Source organism: Frateuria flava (assembly GCF_017837635.1).
Lineage (GTDB): Bacteria > Pseudomonadota > Gammaproteobacteria > Xanthomonadales > Rhodanobacteraceae > Frateuria_A > Frateuria_A flava.
Map to the genome: position 1 here is coordinate 170,668 of NZ_JAGJRS010000010.1, position 18,047 is coordinate 188,714.

Sequence of the window (18,047 nt, forward strand, 5' to 3'; positions counted from 1 at the left end):
CCGCGCCACCGGCCTGCCACGAACCGCCCTTGACGTTCAGATGCGCGCCGGGTGGCACGCCCTATCATCGGAGCCCACCTTGGATCCCGGTTCCCGACTTTGGCACTGATCTCTCGCATGGGCGCGTTCGCGCGCCACAGCTGGCGCTGGCTGCGCATCCCGTTCTGGGTGGCGCTCGGCCTGGGGCTGGGCTTCGTGCTGCCGTACACGCTGATCCTCAACAAGCGCGTGCAGGACCGCTTCAACGACCTGGTATTCGCCGTGCCCACGCGCGTGTACGCACGTCCGCTCACGCTGGCCCCCGGCGTGCCGATGTCGCCGTCCGCGCTGGAGCTGGAGCTGACCTTCGCCGGCTACAGCCACGATGGCGCAGGCAAGGTGCCCGGCACCTGGACGCGCAACGGCAGCCGCTACGTGATCTCCTCGCGCGGCTACGCCGGCCCGGATGGCGGCGAGCTGCCCAAGCGCATCCGCGTGACGCTCGGCCTTGGCCAGGTCGAGTCGCTGGCCGAGGCGGGCAGTGGCGAGGCGATCAAGCTCGCCCACCTGGACCCGGCGCGCATCGCCACCGTCTATGGCGCACAGCAGGAAGAGCGCCGCATCGTGCGCCTGGCCGACGTGCCGCCGCTGCTGGTGACCGGCCTGCAGGCGGTCGAGGACCGCGACTTCAAGCACCACATCGGCCTGGACTTCAGTGCGATCCTGCGCGCCGCCTTCGCCAACCTGCGCGCCGGCCATACCGTGCAGGGCGGCTCCACGCTGACCCAGCAGCTGGTGCGCAACCTGTTCCTGGACCGCAGCCAGAACCTGGTGCGCAAGTTCAACGAGGCGCTGCTCTCGCTGCTGATCGAGGCGCACTACTCCAAGGACCGCATCCTGGAGGCGTACATCAACGAGGTGTTCCTCGGCCAGCAGGGCAACCAGGCGGTGCACGGCTTCGCCGCGGGCGCGGAGTTCTACTTCGGCCGCCGGCTGGAGGACCTGCGTCCGCAGGAGATCGCGCTGCTGGTCGGCATGGTCAAGGGCCCGAGCTATTACGACCCGCGCCGCTACCCCAAGCGTGCGCTGTCGCGGCGCAATCTGGTGCTGAAGGAATTCTTCGACACCGGCCTGCTCGACGCCGGCCAGGTCAACGCCGCGCAGGCCGCGCCCCTGGACATCGCGCCGAACGCGCAGCTGCCGCACAACCGCTTCCCGGCCTTCATGCAGCTGGTGCGCGCGCAGATCACCAACGATTTCGACGACGACATGCTGCGCAAGGGCAACCTGTCGATCTTCACCACGCTCGATCCGGCCGCGCAGCTCTACGCCGAGCAGGCGATCACCACGGCCATCAAGAACATGGGCAAGCGCGGTGACAAGGTGCAGGCGGCGGGCGTCGTCACCGACACCGATACCGGCAGCGTGCTGGCGGTGGTCGGTAGCAAGACGCCGGGCGATCCGGGTTTCAACCGCGCGCTCGACGCGCGCCGGCCGATCGGCTCGCTGGTCAAGCCGTTCGTCTACCTGGTCGCGCTGACCGATCCGGCACAGTGGACCCTGGGCACGCCGCTGGACGACTCGCCGATCATGCTGCGCCAGCCCAACGGCAAGACCTGGATGCCGCAGAACGACGACAACCAGTCGCACGGCTTCGTGCCGATGGTCGACGCGCTGGCGCACTCGTGGAACCTGGCGACCATCCACCTGGGCCTCGCCGTCGGCGTGCAGCGGGTCAAGGCGTTCCTCGAATCGTTCGGCTTCACCGATATCAACCCGAGCCCGTCGATGCTGATCGGCGCGGTGGACATGTCACCGTTCCAGGTCGCGCAGCTGTACGAATATCTGGCCGCCGACGGCCATGCGCTGCCGCTGCTGGCGGTGCGCGGCGTGGTCGACGGCACCGGACATACGGTCAAGCGCTACGAGGTCGAGGGCGGCAAGGGCGAGTACCAGGAAGCGGTGCGGCTGGTCACCTGGGCGATGCAGCAGGTGGCCGAGTACGGCACCGCGCACAGCCTGGGCGATTCCTCGCTGGCCTGGCTCAACGCCGCCGGCAAGACCGGCACCAGCAACGACATGCGCGACAGCTGGTTCGCCGGCTTCACCGCCGACCGCCTGGCCGTGTTCTGGATGGGCCGCGACGACAACAAGCCGACCGGCCTGTTCGGTGCCACCGGCGGCCTGCGCGCCTGGCAGGACCTGTTCCGCCACCTGCCGACGCGCCCGCTCCCGGCGCAGCCGGGCGAGGGCCTGGAAATGGCCTGGATCGACCCGACCAACGGCAAGCCGACGCAGCCCGAATGCGAGGGCGCGCGCCAGTTCCCGGTTGTTGCGGGCTCGCTGCCGGCCGATACCGAAGGCTGCTTCTGGCAGCGCGTCGGCGACTTCTTCGGCAGCGACGGCAGTACGCCGGCGCCGGCCGCCTCCACGCTTCAATAGAGACCTTCGATGTTCCCCGTGTCACGTGTTCGCCTGGGTTCCACTGCCTTCGCCGCCTTGCTGCTTGCCGGGTGCTTTAGCGTTCCGCCACAGGAAGAAAAGCCGGTCATGCCCGCGCATGACATGATCGCGGCGATCCGCGCTGCCGGCGCGCGCGAGCAATCGGTCATCGACGTGGCGCCGCTGCGCGATCCCGGCGTCACGGCCTGGCAGGATGCCGCCCAGGCGGACGAACGTGCCGGTCGTTACACCGACGCGGCGGCCAAGCTCGACGAGGCGCTCAAGCTCAACCCGGACTCGCCCGACCTGCTGCAGGACCGCGCCGAAGTCGCCATCCGCCTGCACGACTACGCCACCGCCGAGCGGCTCGCCCGCCGCTCCTGGTCGCTGGGCCCGCAACTGGGCCCGCTGTGCGCGCGCAACTGGCAGACCATCGCGGAGATGCGCCTGCAGGCCGGCGACGAAGCCGGCGTGGCGGCGGCCCGCAAGGGCGTGAAGGACTGTCACAAGGAAGGCGTCCCGCGGTACTAGGGTCTGGCTCCCTCTCCCCTTCGGGGAGAGGGCTGGGGTGAGGGGCCGGGGCTCGCGAAACGCCGGCTCGTGCGATGGCACGACTGCTCCAAGGCGGCTCGGAGCAATTCCCCGTAAGCGCGCCCCCTCACCCCAACCCTCTCCACGAGGGGGAGAGGGAACAAGTAGCCCCGTTCAAAGTGCCGCCTTCAGCAACAGCACGATCCGCGGTACTAGGTTCTGGCTCCGCTGGGGTGAGGGGCCGGGGCTCGCGAAAACGCCGGCTCGTGCGATGGCATGACTGCTCCAAGGCGGCGCGGGGCAATTCCCCGCAAGCGCGTCCCCTCACCCCAACCCTCTCCCCGTGGGGGAGAGGGAGCAAGTAGCCCCGTTCAAAGTGCCGCCTTCAGCAACCGATGCCCATCCTGCCGCTCCCGGTTGAAGTGCCGCCATCGTGCGCCGGCGAAAGGGCGCTCGCCAGTGCGTCCGCGCAGCGGCTCGGCGATACTTGCGCGATGACCGATCACGACGACATCGGCGCGCTGCTCGGCGCCGACGGCCCGTTTGCCCGCGAGCTGCCCAACTTCGCCCCGCGACTGGCGCAGCAGGCGATGGCGCGCTCGGTCGCCGAGGCCATCGCCAACCGCGACACGCTCATCGCCGAGGCCGGCACCGGCACCGGAAAGACCTATGCCTACCTGGTGCCGGCGCTTCTCTCGGGCGAGCGCGTGATCGTCTCCACCGGCACCAAGGCGCTGCAGGACCAGCTCTACTTCCGCGACCTGCCGAAGGTCCGCGCGGTCCTCGGCACGCGCGGCAAGGCCGCGTTGCTCAAGGGCCGCGCGAACTACCTGTGCCTGTACCGGCTCGACCAGACCGTGCGCGAGGGCAGCACGTTCGAGCGCACGGAAGCCTCGCAGCTGGCGGCGATCCGCGCCTGGTCGGCGCGTACCCGCGCGGGCGACCGCATGGAACTGGCCGAGGTGCCGGAAGAGTCGCCGCTGTGGCCGCGGGTGACCTCCACGCCGGAGAACTGCCTGGGTGTGGAGTGTCCGTTCTTCGACGACTGCCACGTGGTGAAGGCACGCCGCGAAGCGCTGGAAGCGGACCTGGTGGTGGTCAACCACCACTTGCTGTTCGCCGACCTGGCGCTCAAGCAGGAAGGCTTCGGCGAGATCCTGCCTGGCGCCGGCGCCTTCATCCTGGACGAGGCGCACCAGGTGCCGGAACTGGCCGGCCAGTTCTTCTCCCAGAGCGTGAGCGCGCGCCAGCTCGCCGACCTGGCCAACGACGCCCTGCGCGAATGCAACGGCGTCACCGGCGCGATCGGCCTGCTGCTGGAACCGGTCGAAGCCCTGCAGGGCGCGTTGCGCCGCCTGCGCCTGGCGATGGATGCGCTGCCCACGCGCGGGCCGTTCCAGCAACTGGACGCGCTGGCCACCGTGCACGAAGGCCTGCAGGATCTGGGCGAACTGCTCGCCGCCTTCACCGACCTGCTCGCCTCGCAGGCCGAGCGCTCGCGCGGCCTGGCCAACGTGCACGAGCGTGCCGCCGCGCTTGCCGAACGACTGGACCGCATCGTCGAAGGCGGCGGCGCTGAAGACGTGCGCTGGTACGAACTGTTCCCGCGCGGTTTCGCCCTGCACGCCACGCCGCTGGACCTGGCCGCGCCGTTGCGTGCCATGCGCGAGCGCACCGGCGCGGCGTGGATCCACACCTCCGCCACGCTCTCGGTCGCCGGCAGTTTCGATCACTTCGCGCGCCAGCTCGGCCTGGACGATCCCCAGGCGCTGCACCTGGACAGCCCGTTCGACTACGCCAGACAGGCGCTGTGCTATCTCCCCGCGGGCCTGCCCGATCCGAACATGGTCGACAGGAGCGGCCGCGACCACACCGAGTGCGTGATCGACGCCGCGTTGCCCGTGCTCGAAGCCTCGCACGGCCGCGCTTTCCTGCTGTTCACCTCGCACCGGGCGTTGCGCCGCGCGGCCGAACTGCTCGCCGATCGCGTGCCGTGGCCGCTGTTCGTGCAGGGCAGCGCGCCGCGCCACCAGTTGCTGGAGGACTTCCGCGCCAGCGGCCACGGCGTGCTGCTGGGCGCCGCCAGTTTCTGGGAAGGCGTCGACGTCGTCGGTGAAGCCTTGAGCGTCGTGGTGATCGACAAACTCCCATTCGCCGCGCCGGACGACCCGGTGCTGCAGGCGCGCCTGGATGCGCTGGAGCAGTCAGGCATCAACCCGTTCATGGGCTGGCAGGTGCCCGCCGCCGCGATCGCCCTGAAGCAGGGCGCCGGCCGCCTGATCCGCGACGTGCACGACCGCGGCGTGCTGATGCTGTGCGACCCCCGCCTGACCAGCAAAGGCTACGGCCGCCTGTTCCTGGCCAGCCTGCCGCCGATGCCGCGCACGCGCGAGCTGGGCGACGTGCAGGCGTTCTTCCGCGACGCCGCGCGCCCCTTGTAGGAGCGCACCCTGTGCGCGACCGACGGCGTCAAGCCGCCGGGTGTTCGGCATGGCGGTCGCGCACAGGGTGCGCTCCTACGGGGCAGCGCGTCGCATGGCTGGTCCGCCGCGCCGTGGTGGCGCACTATCCGGCCAAGCGCCTGGGGCGGCCGCACCCGCGGCCGACGGCGAACGGGGAGTGGTCATGGCCAAGGTCATCGGACTGGGTGGGATCTTCTTCAAGTCGCGCGATCCGGCCGCGCTGACCGCGTGGTATGCGCGGCACCTGGGCATGGAACCGGAGGCCTGGGGCGGCGTGCGTTTCCAGGAAGATGCCTCGCGCCCGGGCTATCTGCTGTGGACGCCGTTTCCGGCCGATACCACTTACTTCCAGCCGAGCCAGCAGGCCTACATGGTCAACTTCCGCGTCGACGACCTGGCCGGTTTGCTGGAGCGGCTGCGCGCCGAGGGCGTCGAGGTGGACGAGCGCGTGGATCAGAGCGAGTTCGGTGCGTTCGGCTGGATCATGGACCCCGAGGGCAACCGCATCGAACTCTGGCAGCCGCCCGCTTAGGCCGGGTTCGCCGCCGCAGCGCTCGTGCGGCCGCGACCCTGCGGCGGCGCCGCGTCTTCGGGGACCAGCATCGTCGGCGCCAGGCCGAACATGCGCCGGCAGGTGCGGCTCAGGTGCGCCGAATCGGCAAAGCCGGCCTGTTGCGCGGCGTCAGTCCATGAGCCGCCGGAAAGGCCGCGCGCCACCGCAAAGCCCACCCGCGCCCACAGCAGGTAGGCGCGAAAGGAAATGCCGGTCTGCGCCACGAACAGATGCCGGAAACGGCTCGGCGACAGATGCGCCAGCGCGGCCGCCTGCGCGAGCGTGAGCTCGGCACCGGGCTGGTCCCGCACACGCTCCAGCACCGTGGCGATGCGCCGGTCGACCGCTTGCGGCCCCGCGGGCGTGGCGGCCAGATGTTCGACCACGCGCTGCGCGGCCGCGATCAGCGCCTGATCGGTCCCGCGCGTCTCGAACACCGCATGCAGCGCGGCGGCGAGCGTGGCCAGACCCTCGTCGGCAAGCAGGCTGACGTCGCGGTTTCCATAACGGGCGAGCAGGGCGCGTCCGGCCAGTGTTTCGGGCTCGACGAACACCATCGCCACCGGCTGGCCGCAACCATCAAAGACGTGTCCACGATCGGGCATCACGATGGCCGCAAGGGTTTCGTGCCATGCCCCTTCGCTCGCGCCGCGGATGCGGATCGGCTGCGTCGCGGCAAGCGTGATCTGGATGGCATGGTGGCTGTGCGGCTGCACCTGGCCGGTGTCGCGCCCGACCCAGACGCTCGCGCCCTTCCACAGCAAGACACGGCCGACGCCGCCTGCACCGCGACGGGCGTCGGCCGGGCTGGCAACCAGGGTTGGCGACATTGCGAGCCTCCGCGTGGGCACGGGAACGTTGCGAAGGTTAGCCCTTCAGTTCAAGCGGCGGGTAGGGGCGCGCCGGACAATGCCCCCACGGATCGATCTCCGTACCCCTACCCACGTACCCTACCCAACGAGGACATCACCGATGAACACCAACGACACCTTCGCCTGCCATTGCGCCAACTGTGCCGGCGCCAGCTGCAGCTGCGGCTGCCAGGCCGCGCCGGCCAGCCCGACCGGTTGTGGCTGCGGCTGTGGCATCGGCCAGCCCTGCCGCTGCGGCGAGCCGAACGCCTGACGCCCTACGGGCGGCGTGCCCCGCGCACGCCGCCCACGGATGCACCCATGACTTACGACCTGATCATCTTCGACCTCGACGGCACGCTGGCTGATTCTTTTCCGTTCTTCGTGAGCGTCCACAACCAGCTGGCCGATCGCCATGGCTTCCGTCGCATCCAGCCGGCGGAGATCGGGCCACTGCGAACGCTTGGCGCGCGCGAGGTCATGCGTCACGTGGGCCTGCCGCGCTGGAAGCTTCCGCTGGTGGCGCGCAGCTTCGTGCAACTGATGCGCGAGGCGGACGTGCGCCTGTTCGATGGCGTGGGCGATGCGCTGGATACCCTGCATCGGCGTGGCGCAGCCCTCGCGCTGGTTACGTCCAACGCCAGCGACAACTGCCGCCGGATTCTCGGTGACGCTCACTGGCGACGGTTGGCGCACGCCGAATGCGGCGCCTCGATCTTCGGCAAGCGCCGGCGCATCGCGCGCGTCCTCGGAAAGACCGGCATCCCGCCGGGGCGCGCGATCTATGTGGGCGACCAGATCACCGATGCCGAGGCGGCGCGTGCCGCCGGCGTGGCCTTCGGCGCCGTCGCCTGGGGCTACGGCACGCCGCAGTCCCTGCAACACCTGCGCCCCGACCATCTGTTCCACCACGTCGACGAGCTGGCCATGCTGGCGTAGCCCTGCGTGAGCGCGCTTGGGCGATCCAGGTGCGGCTCGACGGACGGACGTTCGCAGCCCGTTGCAACGACTGCGCCGTCAAGCTGACGGAGGCGCACGCCTCCCCACCCGCATCGAAGCCGGCGTGGCCGGCTTCCGCGCCCGGACGTGGCGGTGCGGTTCCTTTCGCGCCCATGCCTTGCCGGCCGCAAGACCCTGTACGCCGACGCGCGCCACCTGTTGAAACATGAGCGACCGAAACCGGACCCCGCTTGCAGGGGAAGGCTTCCAGAGCGCGCCGTGGGATTTCCGTTCCAGCCACGCCGACCCGCACAACCGAATCCTTCCCCCGCCAAAGCGGGGGAAGGATTCACTGGTCAGTGGACGGTTGGCGAGTCCGTGAGGGCGATGACTCACCCTACGGTGCGAGCGCCGGACGCACCGCCATGGCGCTTTCCCCCCGCGGTACCTGCGCATCCGCCGCCGCCAGCCGGCGGGCCAGTTGCTGCGCGGCCACGCGGATCTCGGCCATCGCGCTGCACTCCCACAGGTTGCCGCGCAGCAACGCGCCGATCGCGTACAACCCGACCTGCAACTCGCCGCGGGCGTTGAGCAATTGGCCGTCCGGGTGCGCGGCCACGCCCAGCTGCAGCGGGTCGGGTGTCGCCAGCCCGTCGCGCAGCAGCCGCGAAAGCAGCGTGTGCTCGGTGAACGCGACGGCGGTGTCCAGCCCGGTGGCCTGGATCACCAGGTCCGCACCAAGCGTGTCCAGCTGTTGCGTGGCGCGGTGGCGCACGCGGACCTGCAGCGGCCCGTGCCCGTCGACGCCGAGCACGCGCGCCGCGTGTACCTGCAGGCGTCCGTGTTCCAGCATCGCGTCCAGTGCCCGGGCCGAGGCCGGCGCCACGCGATGGCGCGCCGCTTCCCACAGCCAGCGCAGGTGGCGCAGGAACTGCCGCCGTTGCTTCGCATTCAGCCGTCGCCAGAGCCGCGCGTTGATCGGACGCATGCCGTCGAGCAGGCTGCGCCAGTCCGTCTGTGGCGCCGCTTCGATGGCGGCGTGCACGCGCCGGAGCATGGCGAGCGGGCTTCCGCAGGCAAGCAAGGCGCTATTGAGCGCAGACTGCCGCGCGTACGGCGCCGACGGCAACGCGGTGTGCTCGAACGGAAATCGCCCGTGGCGCGACAGCGCCACCAGTTCCGCGGACGGCCAGCGTTCGGCGGCCGAGAGCAGCGTATCGACGGCGGTCAGGCCAGTGCCGATCACCAGCACGCGGCGCGGTGCCGGTTCCTGTCTGGCGATACGCCACGGATCAAGCACGTAGGCGCCGCTCTGCAGCGCCTCGCGCGACACCGCCTTCAGCGGCCGAGGCGCCAACGCACCCAGCGCCAGCACGACCGCGTCGGCCTTGATCAGCACGCCGCTGGCCAGGCGCACCGCGTAGCCACCGTCGCACAGCGGCTCGATCCGGACCGCGTCCTCGGGGTGGATCTGGACGGGCCGCCCCTGCTGCAGCGCCAGGTCCGCGCAGGCCCGCACCTGCGCCTCGATGAAATCGCCGAACAGGCCGCGCGGCAGGAAGTCGTCGGCTCCCACGCCATCGACCTGCCGCCTGGCGAACTGCAGGAACTCGCCCTCGCCGCCGGCGAACAGGCCTATCGCGTGCGCACGCACGTTGAGCAGGTGCCGGTCGCTGCCGGCGGCATAGGCCACGCCACGGCCGGCCGCCGGGCGGTCCCCGGTGATCCAGTGCACGCGCGTGCCGTGCCGCAGCAGTTCGCCGAAAAGCGAAGCGCCCGCAGCGCCTCCGCCAATGATCGCAATGTCAGCCATACGCACTCCTGTCGGGGACGAACCGGCAGCGCCCTGCCTTGGGGCAGGACGGGAAGGGTGGGGGAATCGGAAAAGACGGCCCGACCTGGCAGTCAGGCGCGGCGGGCGGGGCGCTCCGCAAAGGCCGTGCGATACGTGGTCTGCATGTGGCTCACCTGGGGCCGGTTGGTTGGCAGCCACTCGAACACAGCATCCGTTAAGGAACGGCTAGGACCCCGCAAGGATCGGGTTTGCCACGGCAAGCACGAAACATAGACGCAAAACGCGACCGCCCCGCGGGGGAGGTTTCAGCCCACCGTGGCGTGCGGCAATGCGAATAACCGCCGGTATCGCCTCCATGGACGAAGCAGCGCTTCTATCGGCATGCGCCCGGCTGCGCGAGCTGATCGGCGAGTTTTTCCTAGGACGACTGCTGCCGGCGGTGTGCCGCCCACTGCGCCAGGCAGAAGCGGACATTGCCATCATCGGTGCGTTGCGTCTGCTACCGGCCAGCAACGGACATCGGACACCCAGGTTTCAGCCGCTGGCTCGTGGAGATCCGGTCGCCGTTTGGCAACATGCGAAGGGGCGAGGTGCCAATCGCTGCCCCATGGCGATAGGCGCCGACCGCTTTGTTGCATCCGTCAGCGCGCCGTCATCCCACCGTCGACACGGTAGTTCGCGCCGGTCAGGAACTTGCCGCGATCGGACACGAGCAGCGCAACGACCTCGGCGACGTCCTCGGTGGCGCCGATCCGGCCCAGCGGCAAAAGCTGGAGCCAGGCATCCGTGGAAAAACCCGGTGTCGTCCGGGCGAATTCGTCGGAGCCCGGCGTCGCGATGACGCCGGGCGACACGACGTTGACGCGGATGCCCGGCGCCAGTTCCAGCGCAAGCGTACGCGAGTAGTACTCGAGCGCCGCCTTGGCCGCGCCGTAGTGCACGAAGGGCCCAAACGGCATCGACGCCGCCGCCGAGGAGATGTTCACGACGGCCGCCGCCTTGGACTCCCGCAGCGCCGGGAGCAAGGCATTGGTGAGGCGGATCGCCGCCTGCAGGTTGAGCGTGAAGCTGTCGTCCCACGCCTCGTCGGGGATCGTCCACGAGCCTTCCAGGAACGCACGCGCACCGCCGGCGTTGTTCACCAGGATATCGAGGCCGCCGAGCGCTGCCAGGGCCTCCTTCGCGATGGCCTGCACGCCTGCGCTGGTGGAGACGTCGCCGGATACAAACGTGGCGCCCGCGGGCATGTCCTTGTCCGCCTTGCGTGCGACGACCACGACCTTGGCGTCGGCATCGAGCAGGCGCTGGGCGACCGCTGCGCCGATGCCGCGCGTGCCGCCGGTGACGAGCGCACGGTGGCCGCTGAGTTCTTTCGGGAAATTGGATGGGTTGGACATGATGGTTCCTGGATGGAGGATCAAACGTTTCCAAGGCCGTGATCGGGACGATCACGGGCGTTGGTGAGCGGCAATGCTTCCGCGCTTGCTGGACTGATCGCCTGGCAGGCGATCACTCGTTGGCTACGGCTTCACGAACCGATAGGCGAAGCGATCGGTCCGGCCCTTGATCGAAGGGTGGAAGACCTTGCTGGGGTGCGGATCGCCGTGGTTCGCCAGCAGGCTGCTTTCGGCGTCCAGCACGAAGCCGGCGGCTTCCACTTCTTCGCGAACGACGGCCGGATCGATCCGGTGCAGCGATCCGGCGCTACGCGTGCCCGTTCCCGCGGCGGCGGCGTGGTCGACGATGACGTAGAAGCCACCGCGCCGGAGCCATCCATGGACGCCCCGATTGAAGTCGGCCGGGGTGGCGCCCCTGGCCTGCAGGAGCGCGGTGTGGAGGTCGTGATAGAACAGGTGCAGCCACACGACGTCCGCGGTGGGCGCGCTCCGTGGCAACGCCATGAGGTCCGCCGAGACGGCCAGGACGTTCTCCCGTCCCGGCTTCTTCGCCAGCGCGCGACTGCGGCCGACCGGATCGTTATCCAGATGAGCGACCTCGGCCGGCACGAAACTGCAGACGCGCCCGTCAGGTCCGACGACGTCAGAAAAGAGTCCTGTCCAGTGCCCGTCGCCCGGATAGACGTCGATCACGGTGAAGCCGGTCTCGGCTCGCGCGAAGCGCATCAACGCCGATTGTGCTGACTGTGGGTACATGGTGGCCTCCGAAGCGGCGTGGGGTAGGAAGCAGGCGGTCGGGCGGGGCAGGCCTAAAGCTGAGCCAGTCCGCCGTCGACGGCGAGCTCGCTGGCGGTCATGAAGCTGCTGTCCGGCGAGGCGAGGAAGGCTGCCGCCGCGCCGATCTCCGCCGGCTCGGCCATGCGCTGGAGCGGATTCATCGAGGCGAAGACCTTCATGCCATCCTCGCCGATCGCTGCCTTTGCCAGTTCGGTCGCGGTCGGCCCGGGCGACAGCACGTTGACCCGGATGCCGGTGCCCTTGAGGTCCTCCGCCCAGGTCCGGGCGAGGTTGCGCACGGCCGCCTTGCTCGCGCTGTAGGCGCCGAAAGCCGGGGCGCCCGTGGTGCCGGCGCTCGATCCGGTCAGGATGATCGAGCCGCCCGGACCCATCAGCGGCAGTGCTTGCTGGACCGTGAAGATCGTGCCCTTCACGTTGGTGTCGAAGGTCTCGTCGATGTGCTCGGCGGTGATCTTGCCGAGCGGTAGCAGGCTTCCCGTCCCGGCATTGGCGAACACGATGTCGAGGGTGCCGCGCTCGGCCTTGACCGCCGCGTAGAGCCGGTCGAGATCGGCCGGGTCGGAGACCGAGCCCTGCACCGCGCGGGCGTTCGGCCCGAGGTCGGCGACCGCGGCGTCGAGCGCTGCCTGCCGGCGACCGAAGATGAAAACGAAGGCGCCTTCCTCGATGAAGCGCTTTGCCGCGGCGCGGCCGATGCCGGTCGCGCCGCCGGTGATCACTGCGGTCTTTCCGTTGAGTCGGGTCATGTCATGGGGGCCTTGGTGGGGATGGCGTCGATGGGTGATCAAGCGGCGGCGGTGGCCGTGCGCTCGGGATCGTTCTTGAACAGGTCCTGGAAGATCAGCGGCGCCCAGCTCCTGTCGAGCACCTGCACCAGCGCGCCGCCTTCGGCGAGCTTGCCGAGGTTCACGGGGGCGAAACCCAGGTGACTGGCAAGGTCCGCCACCTGCGCGGTGGCCGCTTCGTCGTCGCTCGACAGGAACACGACGCGGCGGGTGCCGTTGGCGCTCGGATCGGCGGCCAGCGTCCTCGCAGGCAGGTGATTGAAGCCCTTCACCCATCGGGCACCGGGGAAGGCCTTGGCGACATCGGCCGAGGACAGCCCCTCGAAACCGTTCATCGCGTCCACGACGGTCTTGCCCTTCCAGGTCGGCAGCAATCGGGCGACCTCGCGATGCCCTTCGAAAAGCACGGCGAGGAAAATCACGTCAGCTTTGAGCGCTTCCTGCAGTGTCCTGGGCACGATCGTGGGTCCGATCGCCTGCGCCTGTGGCAACAAGGCTTCGGGCGGCCGCCGGCTGGCGACCGTGACCTCGATGTTGTTGCGGGCGAAAGCGCGGGCGAGGGCTTGGCCTATGGCGCCGAAACCGATGATGGCGTAGCTCATGGGGTGGTCCTTTCTATGCGGGGGATGGGGCGGGCTGGCCCATGCGGGCCGGTCGCCTGATCAATCTGGGTCGCTTGACGCATCAACGCAATTGACGAAAGATCGATCAACTCGATCTATTTTCTGTATACAAGGTGCTCGACAACGTCACCATCAACCAGCTGCGTGCGTTCGTCGCGGTGTGCGATCAGGGGAGCTTTTCGGGTGCGGCGCGGAAACTCGCACGTGCGCAGTCGGCCATCAGCCACGCGATCAAGGCACTGGAAAGCGCGTTCGACGTCGAGCTGTTCGAACGCAACACACGCAAGGCGCAGCTCACCGCGGCGGGGCGGAGCCTGCTGCCGGATGCACGGGCGGTGATCTCGCGTACGGAAGAAATGAAGAACCGGGCCGGCGCGATCGCCCAGGCCGGGGTGCCGCAGGTGTCGCTGGCGGTCGACGCCTACTTTCCGCGCGCCCACCTGATCGACTGCCTGCGCACGGTGCAGGACGAGTGCCCGACGGCCGCGATCAACCTGCACATCACGACCATGCAGGGCGGCGAGAAGCTGGTGCTCGAAAAAGTGTGCGCCCTCGCCGTCACGATCGAGAACGTGCCGGAGGTGAATCCGGATGCCATCGAACGCCACTGGTTGCGCGAGGCGGAGATGGTGACGGTATGCGCACCCTCCCATCCGCTCGCCTCGACACCGAAGCCGATCCCGGTGGACGAGTTCGGCCGTCATATCCAGGTGGTCGTGACGGACAATCAGCCCGGAGCCGAAAAGATCCAGCAGGGCGTCGCCGGGAAGCGCCAGTGGCTGGTCAACGATCTCGGCGCCAAACGTGATCTGCTCAAGGCCGGCCTGGGCTGGGGACACCTGCCACGCCACCTCGTCAGCGAGGACTTGGCATGCGCACAGTTGGTCGAACTGGAGCGCCGTGCCTGGCACATCCGCTCTCTCACGTTCGTGATCTCGCAGCGGCGGGGCCACGATCTCTCACCATGCGAGTCGAGGCTGGTGGAGCTCCTTGGAAAACCCTAGCTTCATGCAGATGATCTCTGCTGTCTGCCTGGGCTGGCGCAAATGGATGGACGCCCGCAAAGCGACGTCTCGTAGGGAGCGTCCCCCAATGCCCGCTTCGGGTCGGAGGCCGAGAACTCCTTGACGCCTAGAAAGCAATCCAGAGGTACCAGGTTGCCTGCGTGACGCCCAGCAGTAGCGCGACGATGGAGCGCGTTTTTGACCCGGCGTAGGCATAGCCTGCCAGCGCGGCCCCACTCACGAGGAAAAGTTGGGACCCGGTCGCCCAAAGCGCTTGTATCCGCGGATCATGCATCGGTTGCGGTCCGGGGCCGTGCTCCCATGCCGTTGCACTCATCGCCGCGATGAGTGCAACGGTCGACAACACCATAAACGCCAACGCCAAGTTGGCAGCCAAGCTCTTGTTCATGTGGTTCCCACTGGAAAGGCCAAGTGCAGGCTAGCCCGTGAGGCCTCTCATAACCCTCAAGTCTGCTCTCGGCCAGAAGCGGCCATTCGTCTGTCTACGACACAAGGTTTTAGCCACAAAGCCACGGTAGTGACCACGTGGAAGCGCGCGAGCCGGGCGGCGCCACTGAACGGCTCTGGAGCCGCCTCAACCGCCCGTTGCGCAACCAGGTTCTGTATTAACTGGCCGACCAGGTTCTGTAACGACCAGCCGGAGTGAACCGTCTTCCGCCGGTGCCACCCGCGCAGGGTCGTAACCTGCTACTGAGCCGTCGGCTGTGTAAATCACGCCGTCGCGCTGCCGCAACACCCGTCCCGCAGCGATAAGTCGCGCCACGGCCGCAAAGTAGTCAACCTCGCTGCACGCCAGCCGCCTGCATACCAGATGATGAGTTCCCGGCTTCCACGGCTGCGGCGGAAGCACTGCGAAGACCTGCTCGATAAAACCATCTGAGACCACAGCGCTTGCCTCCTTCCGGCTGCGCGGCATCGGCTCCCGCTCCTTCAAGGCGTTCCCCGCTTCACGGATACGCGCCACGCCATCAAGGTCGAACATTTGGGCGAAGCGCTCACAGATCGCCACGTCCTGCCCCTTGCTTCTACCCATACGTTTCTCGGCCGATGGGATTGCGGTTAACGAGGAGCTAATGACTTGAGCAAAGTCGGCATTGCAATCGATGGCGACAAAGTCCTTGTCTGCGTAGTTAAACGTCCCCAGTCTGCGGGCAACCGCGAGCAACGCGACCAAATAACGATTCTTCTTCAGAAAGCCCTCTGAGGCCTTTGCTGGACGCTCCGCCAGCAGCACCGAATCGACGGCCTTCATAACTTTCGCGATGGGCGCGCAAAGCGCCAAATTCGTCTTCTCGCCAAAAAGCTCGTCGTATAACCTGCCGCTACGCAAGTGACGTTGCTTAAGTGCGACAGCGGACCAAGGCTCGCGACGGCGGCCCAACGCCAACGCGCCAGCTGCCAGGTACATCGGCGTTAAGATGCTGCTAGTGGCCACGCCCTGGTTAACGTAGAAGTTCTTTCGACGTTCGTAGTGAAGACCGCACCGAATTAATGCATCTTCGACATCGCGTTGTATCTTGTCCGTGGCGTGGAGCGATATCTGCTCGACGCTCGTTTGATTGTTTGTCGCTCGGATAATTTCATCGCGCGTGACTTCGTCGGCGGAGCTGATGACCTTCACCATAACCGCCCGTTTATCACGCTGGTCCGCCGACAAGGACGCGGTGACCATCAGCTGGTCACGCCTCGCAAAGTTACGGAAAATCGTCTCCGTTGTCTGTAGGCCGTTGACGATCTGAACGTTCTCCATGTGAAGTGTGTTACCGGTCGACCAAGCGTTAGTGGCGAGTATCGTGACGCCATTGTTTAGCCACCAGAAGTCGGCGTCACCGGCGACATCCAGCGTTGCTGCGATGTCTTCATTCACCCGATTCAGGCCCATGAAGTCCCGGACATTTGAGTCAAAAAGATAGCGCCTTAACTTTCCTTCATTATCGCGGCAGAAGGCATAGTAGTCCTCAAGGCCTACTAGCAGAATGTAGTTCGAGCCTGAATTGTTAAGGGACGTTTGATACGTAAGGTCCAGAGAGAAAACCGGGCGACGACGATAAAGTTCCACCAAGTCGCTGGCGCCGATGAAATCGAACGTGGCATCTGCGCCAAGGAAATGTGACCTCACTAAGGCTATTACTTGGTGTGCCCTCGCCTGTACTTCGAGGCCTACGCTATCGCGGATGCCACGCGATGCGTACGAAACTTTCACCGCAAAGCCTGCGAGGCGGGGCGCAAGCCTTCGATAGGCGACGAGCAGGCGGTTTCGGCAGGTAAGCAACTTAGAAGAGTAAGCGCCTTTAAGATCGCGATCTTCTCTTGACAGATCCAAGAGCTCCGTCAACGATGCAATAAGCGCGTCGATAGCCCCTTGGTTGAAGCTGTCCGCGTGCTTGCATGTGACGATGTGCACGACCATGTTTGCCGATACCTTCGGCCATACGAACTCGGAAAGGTCGCTGATGTAGTGTCCATTAACTAGGACATAGAAGCCATCGATGCCACCGTCCTGACGCCCGTCTGTCCAGCCCGACTCGAGCTCGTCGACGCTCAGATCCCACTCTTTCAGCAACTGGCCTAAGGCGAAAAATTCAAAGGTGCGACCACGGTCGGACGATTGCTCTTTCTCGAGCAAGTCATCGATTAAGCCGTCGAGTAGCAAAGCATCGTTTGTGGCCACGCAGCCCTCCATTAGCGGCAATAGAACGGTCGACCGAGGTTGCGCCCGCGAGCTGGGGAATTGGGCGTTTGAGCAAGTTAGGCGTCACCCGCGCTGCACTTGACTGGGGGACAGTAAGTGGTGGACTGTTGCGCTGACAAATTTCTTAGCAGCTCGTTCAATATTTGGACTTCCTTCGGATCCTCCACTAGAACCATCTCGACGTCCTCCAGGCGTAGTGGCAATCGCTTGCCTACGTCACTATCTCCGCCCATGAACTCATGTCTCCCGGCGATACGCCACTCGAGTTCCTCTAAGTTGCCGCGAGTTTCGACATATGCGAGCAAATCAAGGGTGGCGCGGCTTGTCATATTTTCGAAGAGCGGATCGCCTGTCTGATTCAAGTGAAGACCGAGAATATTGGCCAGGGTGATCAACCTATAAACGAGCAGTGTGACTGCAGACCTCTCACCCAGGTAAAGCACCCGATCGGCACCCTGCCGCTCAAGCCATTCGCGCCGAATGAATAGGCCATACCTGCCGTACTGATATTGATGGAACGTCACCTCGCGTCCGTTGGGGACTTCAGTCAAACAGATCATCGGCATGTCCGCCGTCATCGAACCGAGCCCAAACATCAGTGCGCGCCGGCGCTCTTCAGCCAACGATTCCCACGGCTTGCCGAGTTGGCGGAGCTTGCCCTTCAGTAGCGGATGCATCTCCTCCAATAGCTCTTCCCAGTGTTCGCGAGCATCCGCAGGCCGAAACTGCACCTTGTGGCGTGTAAACATCAGCCCGTCAGCAAGCGCCTGGGTGAGGTGATCCAACTCTCTCATCGAGTGTAGAAACTGAAGAGCGGGAGGAAAAGCTGACATGTGGGACCTAACGCTGGAGTTCAGCGGCGGCGAAGCCGTCCGCCGCGGTCGGACCGTTACGCTAACACTGTGCTCGGTGTGCGTCCGGCTAGTTGTGTAAACCCACCAGGTTGTTCATGGCGATGCGGGCGATCGGTGGCCGGTAGTCGAGGCTGGCGTGCGGGCGGTGCCAGTTGTACTGGTGCAGCCAGGTCAGCCAATGGGCGGCGCGCTGGGCCGAGTGCTCATAGCTTCGAGCGTAGGCCCACTCGCGCAGTGCCGTCTGGATGAAGCGCTCGGCCTTGCCGTTGGTGCGGGGCGTGTAGGGTCGCGTGCGTACGTGCCGCAGGCCCAGCCGGCGCA

17 protein-coding genes are annotated in these 18,047 nt (G+C 67.0%); 7 read left to right on the forward strand and 10 right to left on the reverse strand.

The genetic code is table 11. The annotated features are described in order from the left end of the window. Positions 1-117: 117 nt before the first annotated feature. From mrcB to J7I44_RS05085, 4 genes are all read left to right on the forward strand, one after another. Positions 118-2,421 carry a penicillin-binding protein 1B gene (mrcB, locus tag J7I44_RS05070; RefSeq protein ID WP_209616797.1) on the forward strand — a complete coding sequence of 768 codons (2,304 nt, stop codon included), beginning with the start codon at positions 118-120 and terminating at the stop codon, positions 2,419-2,421. Between the two features lie 9 nt (positions 2,422-2,430). After that, positions 2,431-2,952 (forward strand): tetratricopeptide repeat protein, encoded by a 522-nt coding sequence (locus J7I44_RS05075; protein WP_425599743.1) that lies wholly within the window; start codon positions 2,431-2,433, stop codon positions 2,950-2,952. Between the two features lie 494 nt (positions 2,953-3,446). Then, positions 3,447-5,393, forward strand: coding sequence for a DNA repair helicase YoaA (gene yoaA / locus J7I44_RS05080; protein WP_209616803.1), 1,947 nt, complete (start codon positions 3,447-3,449; stop codon positions 5,391-5,393). Positions 5,394-5,577: 184 nt separating this feature from the next. Continuing rightward, complete coding sequence (locus tag J7I44_RS05085) at positions 5,578-5,946, forward strand: VOC family protein (protein ID WP_209616806.1); 369 nt, start codon at positions 5,578-5,580, stop codon at positions 5,944-5,946. Here the strand turns inward: J7I44_RS05085 and J7I44_RS05090 are convergent. Beyond that, a complete protein-coding gene (locus tag J7I44_RS05090) occupies positions 5,943-6,797 on the reverse strand; it encodes a helix-turn-helix domain-containing protein (protein ID WP_209616824.1) in 855 nt (284 codons plus the stop codon). The two genes, J7I44_RS05085 and J7I44_RS05090, sit on opposite strands and share 4 nt — an antisense overlap. A 142-nt stretch (positions 6,798-6,939) precedes the next feature. Between J7I44_RS05090 and J7I44_RS05095 the strand changes: the two genes are divergently transcribed. Then, positions 6,940-7,092 carry a hypothetical protein gene (locus J7I44_RS05095; RefSeq protein WP_209616827.1) on the forward strand — a complete coding sequence of 51 codons (153 nt, stop codon included), beginning with the start codon at positions 6,940-6,942 and terminating at the stop codon, positions 7,090-7,092. Between the two features lie 47 nt (positions 7,093-7,139). Beyond that, positions 7,140-7,757, forward strand: coding sequence for an HAD hydrolase-like protein (locus J7I44_RS05100; protein WP_209616829.1), 618 nt, complete (start codon positions 7,140-7,142; stop codon positions 7,755-7,757). Between the two features lie 397 nt (positions 7,758-8,154). On the opposite strand, the gene J7I44_RS05105 is transcribed toward J7I44_RS05100, so the two are convergent. From J7I44_RS05105 to J7I44_RS05125, 5 genes are all read right to left on the reverse strand, one after another. Next, the gene (locus J7I44_RS05105) at positions 8,155-9,570 is read right to left on the reverse strand and encodes an FAD/NAD(P)-binding protein (protein ID WP_209616832.1); all 1,416 of its coding nucleotides are present in this window, start codon (positions 9,568-9,570) and stop codon (positions 8,155-8,157) included. 623 nt (positions 9,571-10,193) lie between these two features. Next, positions 10,194-10,949: an oxidoreductase gene (locus J7I44_RS05110; protein ID WP_209616835.1), complete on the reverse strand. Its 756-nt coding sequence runs from the start codon at positions 10,947-10,949 to the stop codon at positions 10,194-10,196. 123 nt (positions 10,950-11,072) lie between these two features. Then, positions 11,073-11,705 (reverse strand): class I SAM-dependent methyltransferase, encoded by a 633-nt coding sequence (locus tag J7I44_RS05115; RefSeq protein ID WP_209616838.1) that lies wholly within the window; start codon positions 11,703-11,705, stop codon positions 11,073-11,075. A gap of 53 nt (positions 11,706-11,758) precedes the next feature. Next, positions 11,759-12,493, reverse strand: coding sequence for an SDR family NAD(P)-dependent oxidoreductase (locus tag J7I44_RS05120; RefSeq protein WP_209616840.1), 735 nt, complete (start codon positions 12,491-12,493; stop codon positions 11,759-11,761). A 38-nt stretch (positions 12,494-12,531) separates the two neighbouring features. Next, positions 12,532-13,134 carry an NADPH-dependent F420 reductase gene (locus J7I44_RS05125; RefSeq protein WP_209616844.1) on the reverse strand — a complete coding sequence of 201 codons (603 nt, stop codon included), beginning with the start codon at positions 13,132-13,134 and terminating at the stop codon, positions 12,532-12,534. Positions 13,135-13,268: 134 nt separating this feature from the next. Here J7I44_RS05125 and J7I44_RS05130 point away from each other — a divergent pair, with 134 nt between their 5' ends. Continuing rightward, the gene (locus J7I44_RS05130; RefSeq protein ID WP_209616847.1) at positions 13,269-14,159 is read left to right on the forward strand and encodes a LysR family transcriptional regulator; all 891 of its coding nucleotides are present in this window, start codon (positions 13,269-13,271) and stop codon (positions 14,157-14,159) included. 127 nt (positions 14,160-14,286) lie between these two features. Here the strand turns inward: J7I44_RS05130 and J7I44_RS05135 are convergent, their stop codons facing one another. From J7I44_RS05135 to J7I44_RS05150, 4 genes are all read right to left on the reverse strand, one after another. Then, a complete protein-coding gene (locus tag J7I44_RS05135) occupies positions 14,287-14,568 on the reverse strand; it encodes a hypothetical protein (RefSeq protein WP_209616850.1) in 282 nt (93 codons plus the stop codon). A 186-nt stretch (positions 14,569-14,754) separates the two neighbouring features. Further along, positions 14,755-16,851, reverse strand: coding sequence for an AIPR family protein (locus tag J7I44_RS16785; protein WP_209616853.1), 2,097 nt, complete (start codon positions 16,849-16,851; stop codon positions 14,755-14,757). A 77-nt stretch (positions 16,852-16,928) separates the two neighbouring features. Then, positions 16,929-17,657: an abortive infection system antitoxin AbiGi family protein gene (locus tag J7I44_RS05145; RefSeq protein ID WP_209616857.1), complete on the reverse strand. Its 729-nt coding sequence runs from the start codon at positions 17,655-17,657 to the stop codon at positions 16,929-16,931. A 136-nt stretch (positions 17,658-17,793) separates the two neighbouring features. Further along, positions 17,794-18,047: integrase core domain-containing protein (locus tag J7I44_RS05150; RefSeq protein ID WP_209616861.1), on the reverse strand; the 254-nt coding region annotated here is incomplete at its 5' end.

Bases quoted from the DNA above. Each gene is read 5' to 3' on its own strand.
- J7I44_RS05090 (WP_209616824.1), bottom strand. From the start codon at position 6,797: ATGTCGCCAACCCTGGTTGCCAGCCCGGCCGACGCCCGTCGCGGTGCA.
- J7I44_RS05110 (WP_209616835.1), bottom strand. From the start codon at position 10,949: ATGTCCAACCCATCCAATTTCCCGAAAGAACTCAGCGGCCACCGTGCG.
- yoaA (WP_209616803.1), top strand. From the start codon at position 3,447: ATGACCGATCACGACGACATCGGCGCGCTGCTCGGCGCCGACGGCCCG.
- J7I44_RS05085 (WP_209616806.1), top strand. From the start codon at position 5,578: ATGGCCAAGGTCATCGGACTGGGTGGGATCTTCTTCAAGTCGCGCGAT.
- J7I44_RS05075 (WP_425599743.1), top strand. From the start codon at position 2,431: ATGTTCCCCGTGTCACGTGTTCGCCTGGGTTCCACTGCCTTCGCCGCC.
- J7I44_RS05115 (WP_209616838.1), bottom strand. From the start codon at position 11,705: ATGTACCCACAGTCAGCACAATCGGCGTTGATGCGCTTCGCGCGAGCC.
- J7I44_RS05095 (WP_209616827.1), top strand. From the start codon at position 6,940: ATGAACACCAACGACACCTTCGCCTGCCATTGCGCCAACTGTGCCGGC.
- J7I44_RS05120 (WP_209616840.1), bottom strand. From the start codon at position 12,493: ATGACCCGACTCAACGGAAAGACCGCAGTGATCACCGGCGGCGCGACC.
- J7I44_RS05105 (WP_209616832.1), bottom strand. From the start codon at position 9,570: ATGGCTGACATTGCGATCATTGGCGGAGGCGCTGCGGGCGCTTCGCTT.
- mrcB (WP_209616797.1), top strand. From the start codon at position 118: ATGGGCGCGTTCGCGCGCCACAGCTGGCGCTGGCTGCGCATCCCGTTC.
- J7I44_RS05135 (WP_209616850.1), bottom strand. From the start codon at position 14,568: ATGAACAAGAGCTTGGCTGCCAACTTGGCGTTGGCGTTTATGGTGTTG.
- J7I44_RS05125 (WP_209616844.1), bottom strand. From the start codon at position 13,134: ATGAGCTACGCCATCATCGGTTTCGGCGCCATAGGCCAAGCCCTCGCC.
- J7I44_RS05100 (WP_209616829.1), top strand. From the start codon at position 7,140: ATGACTTACGACCTGATCATCTTCGACCTCGACGGCACGCTGGCTGAT.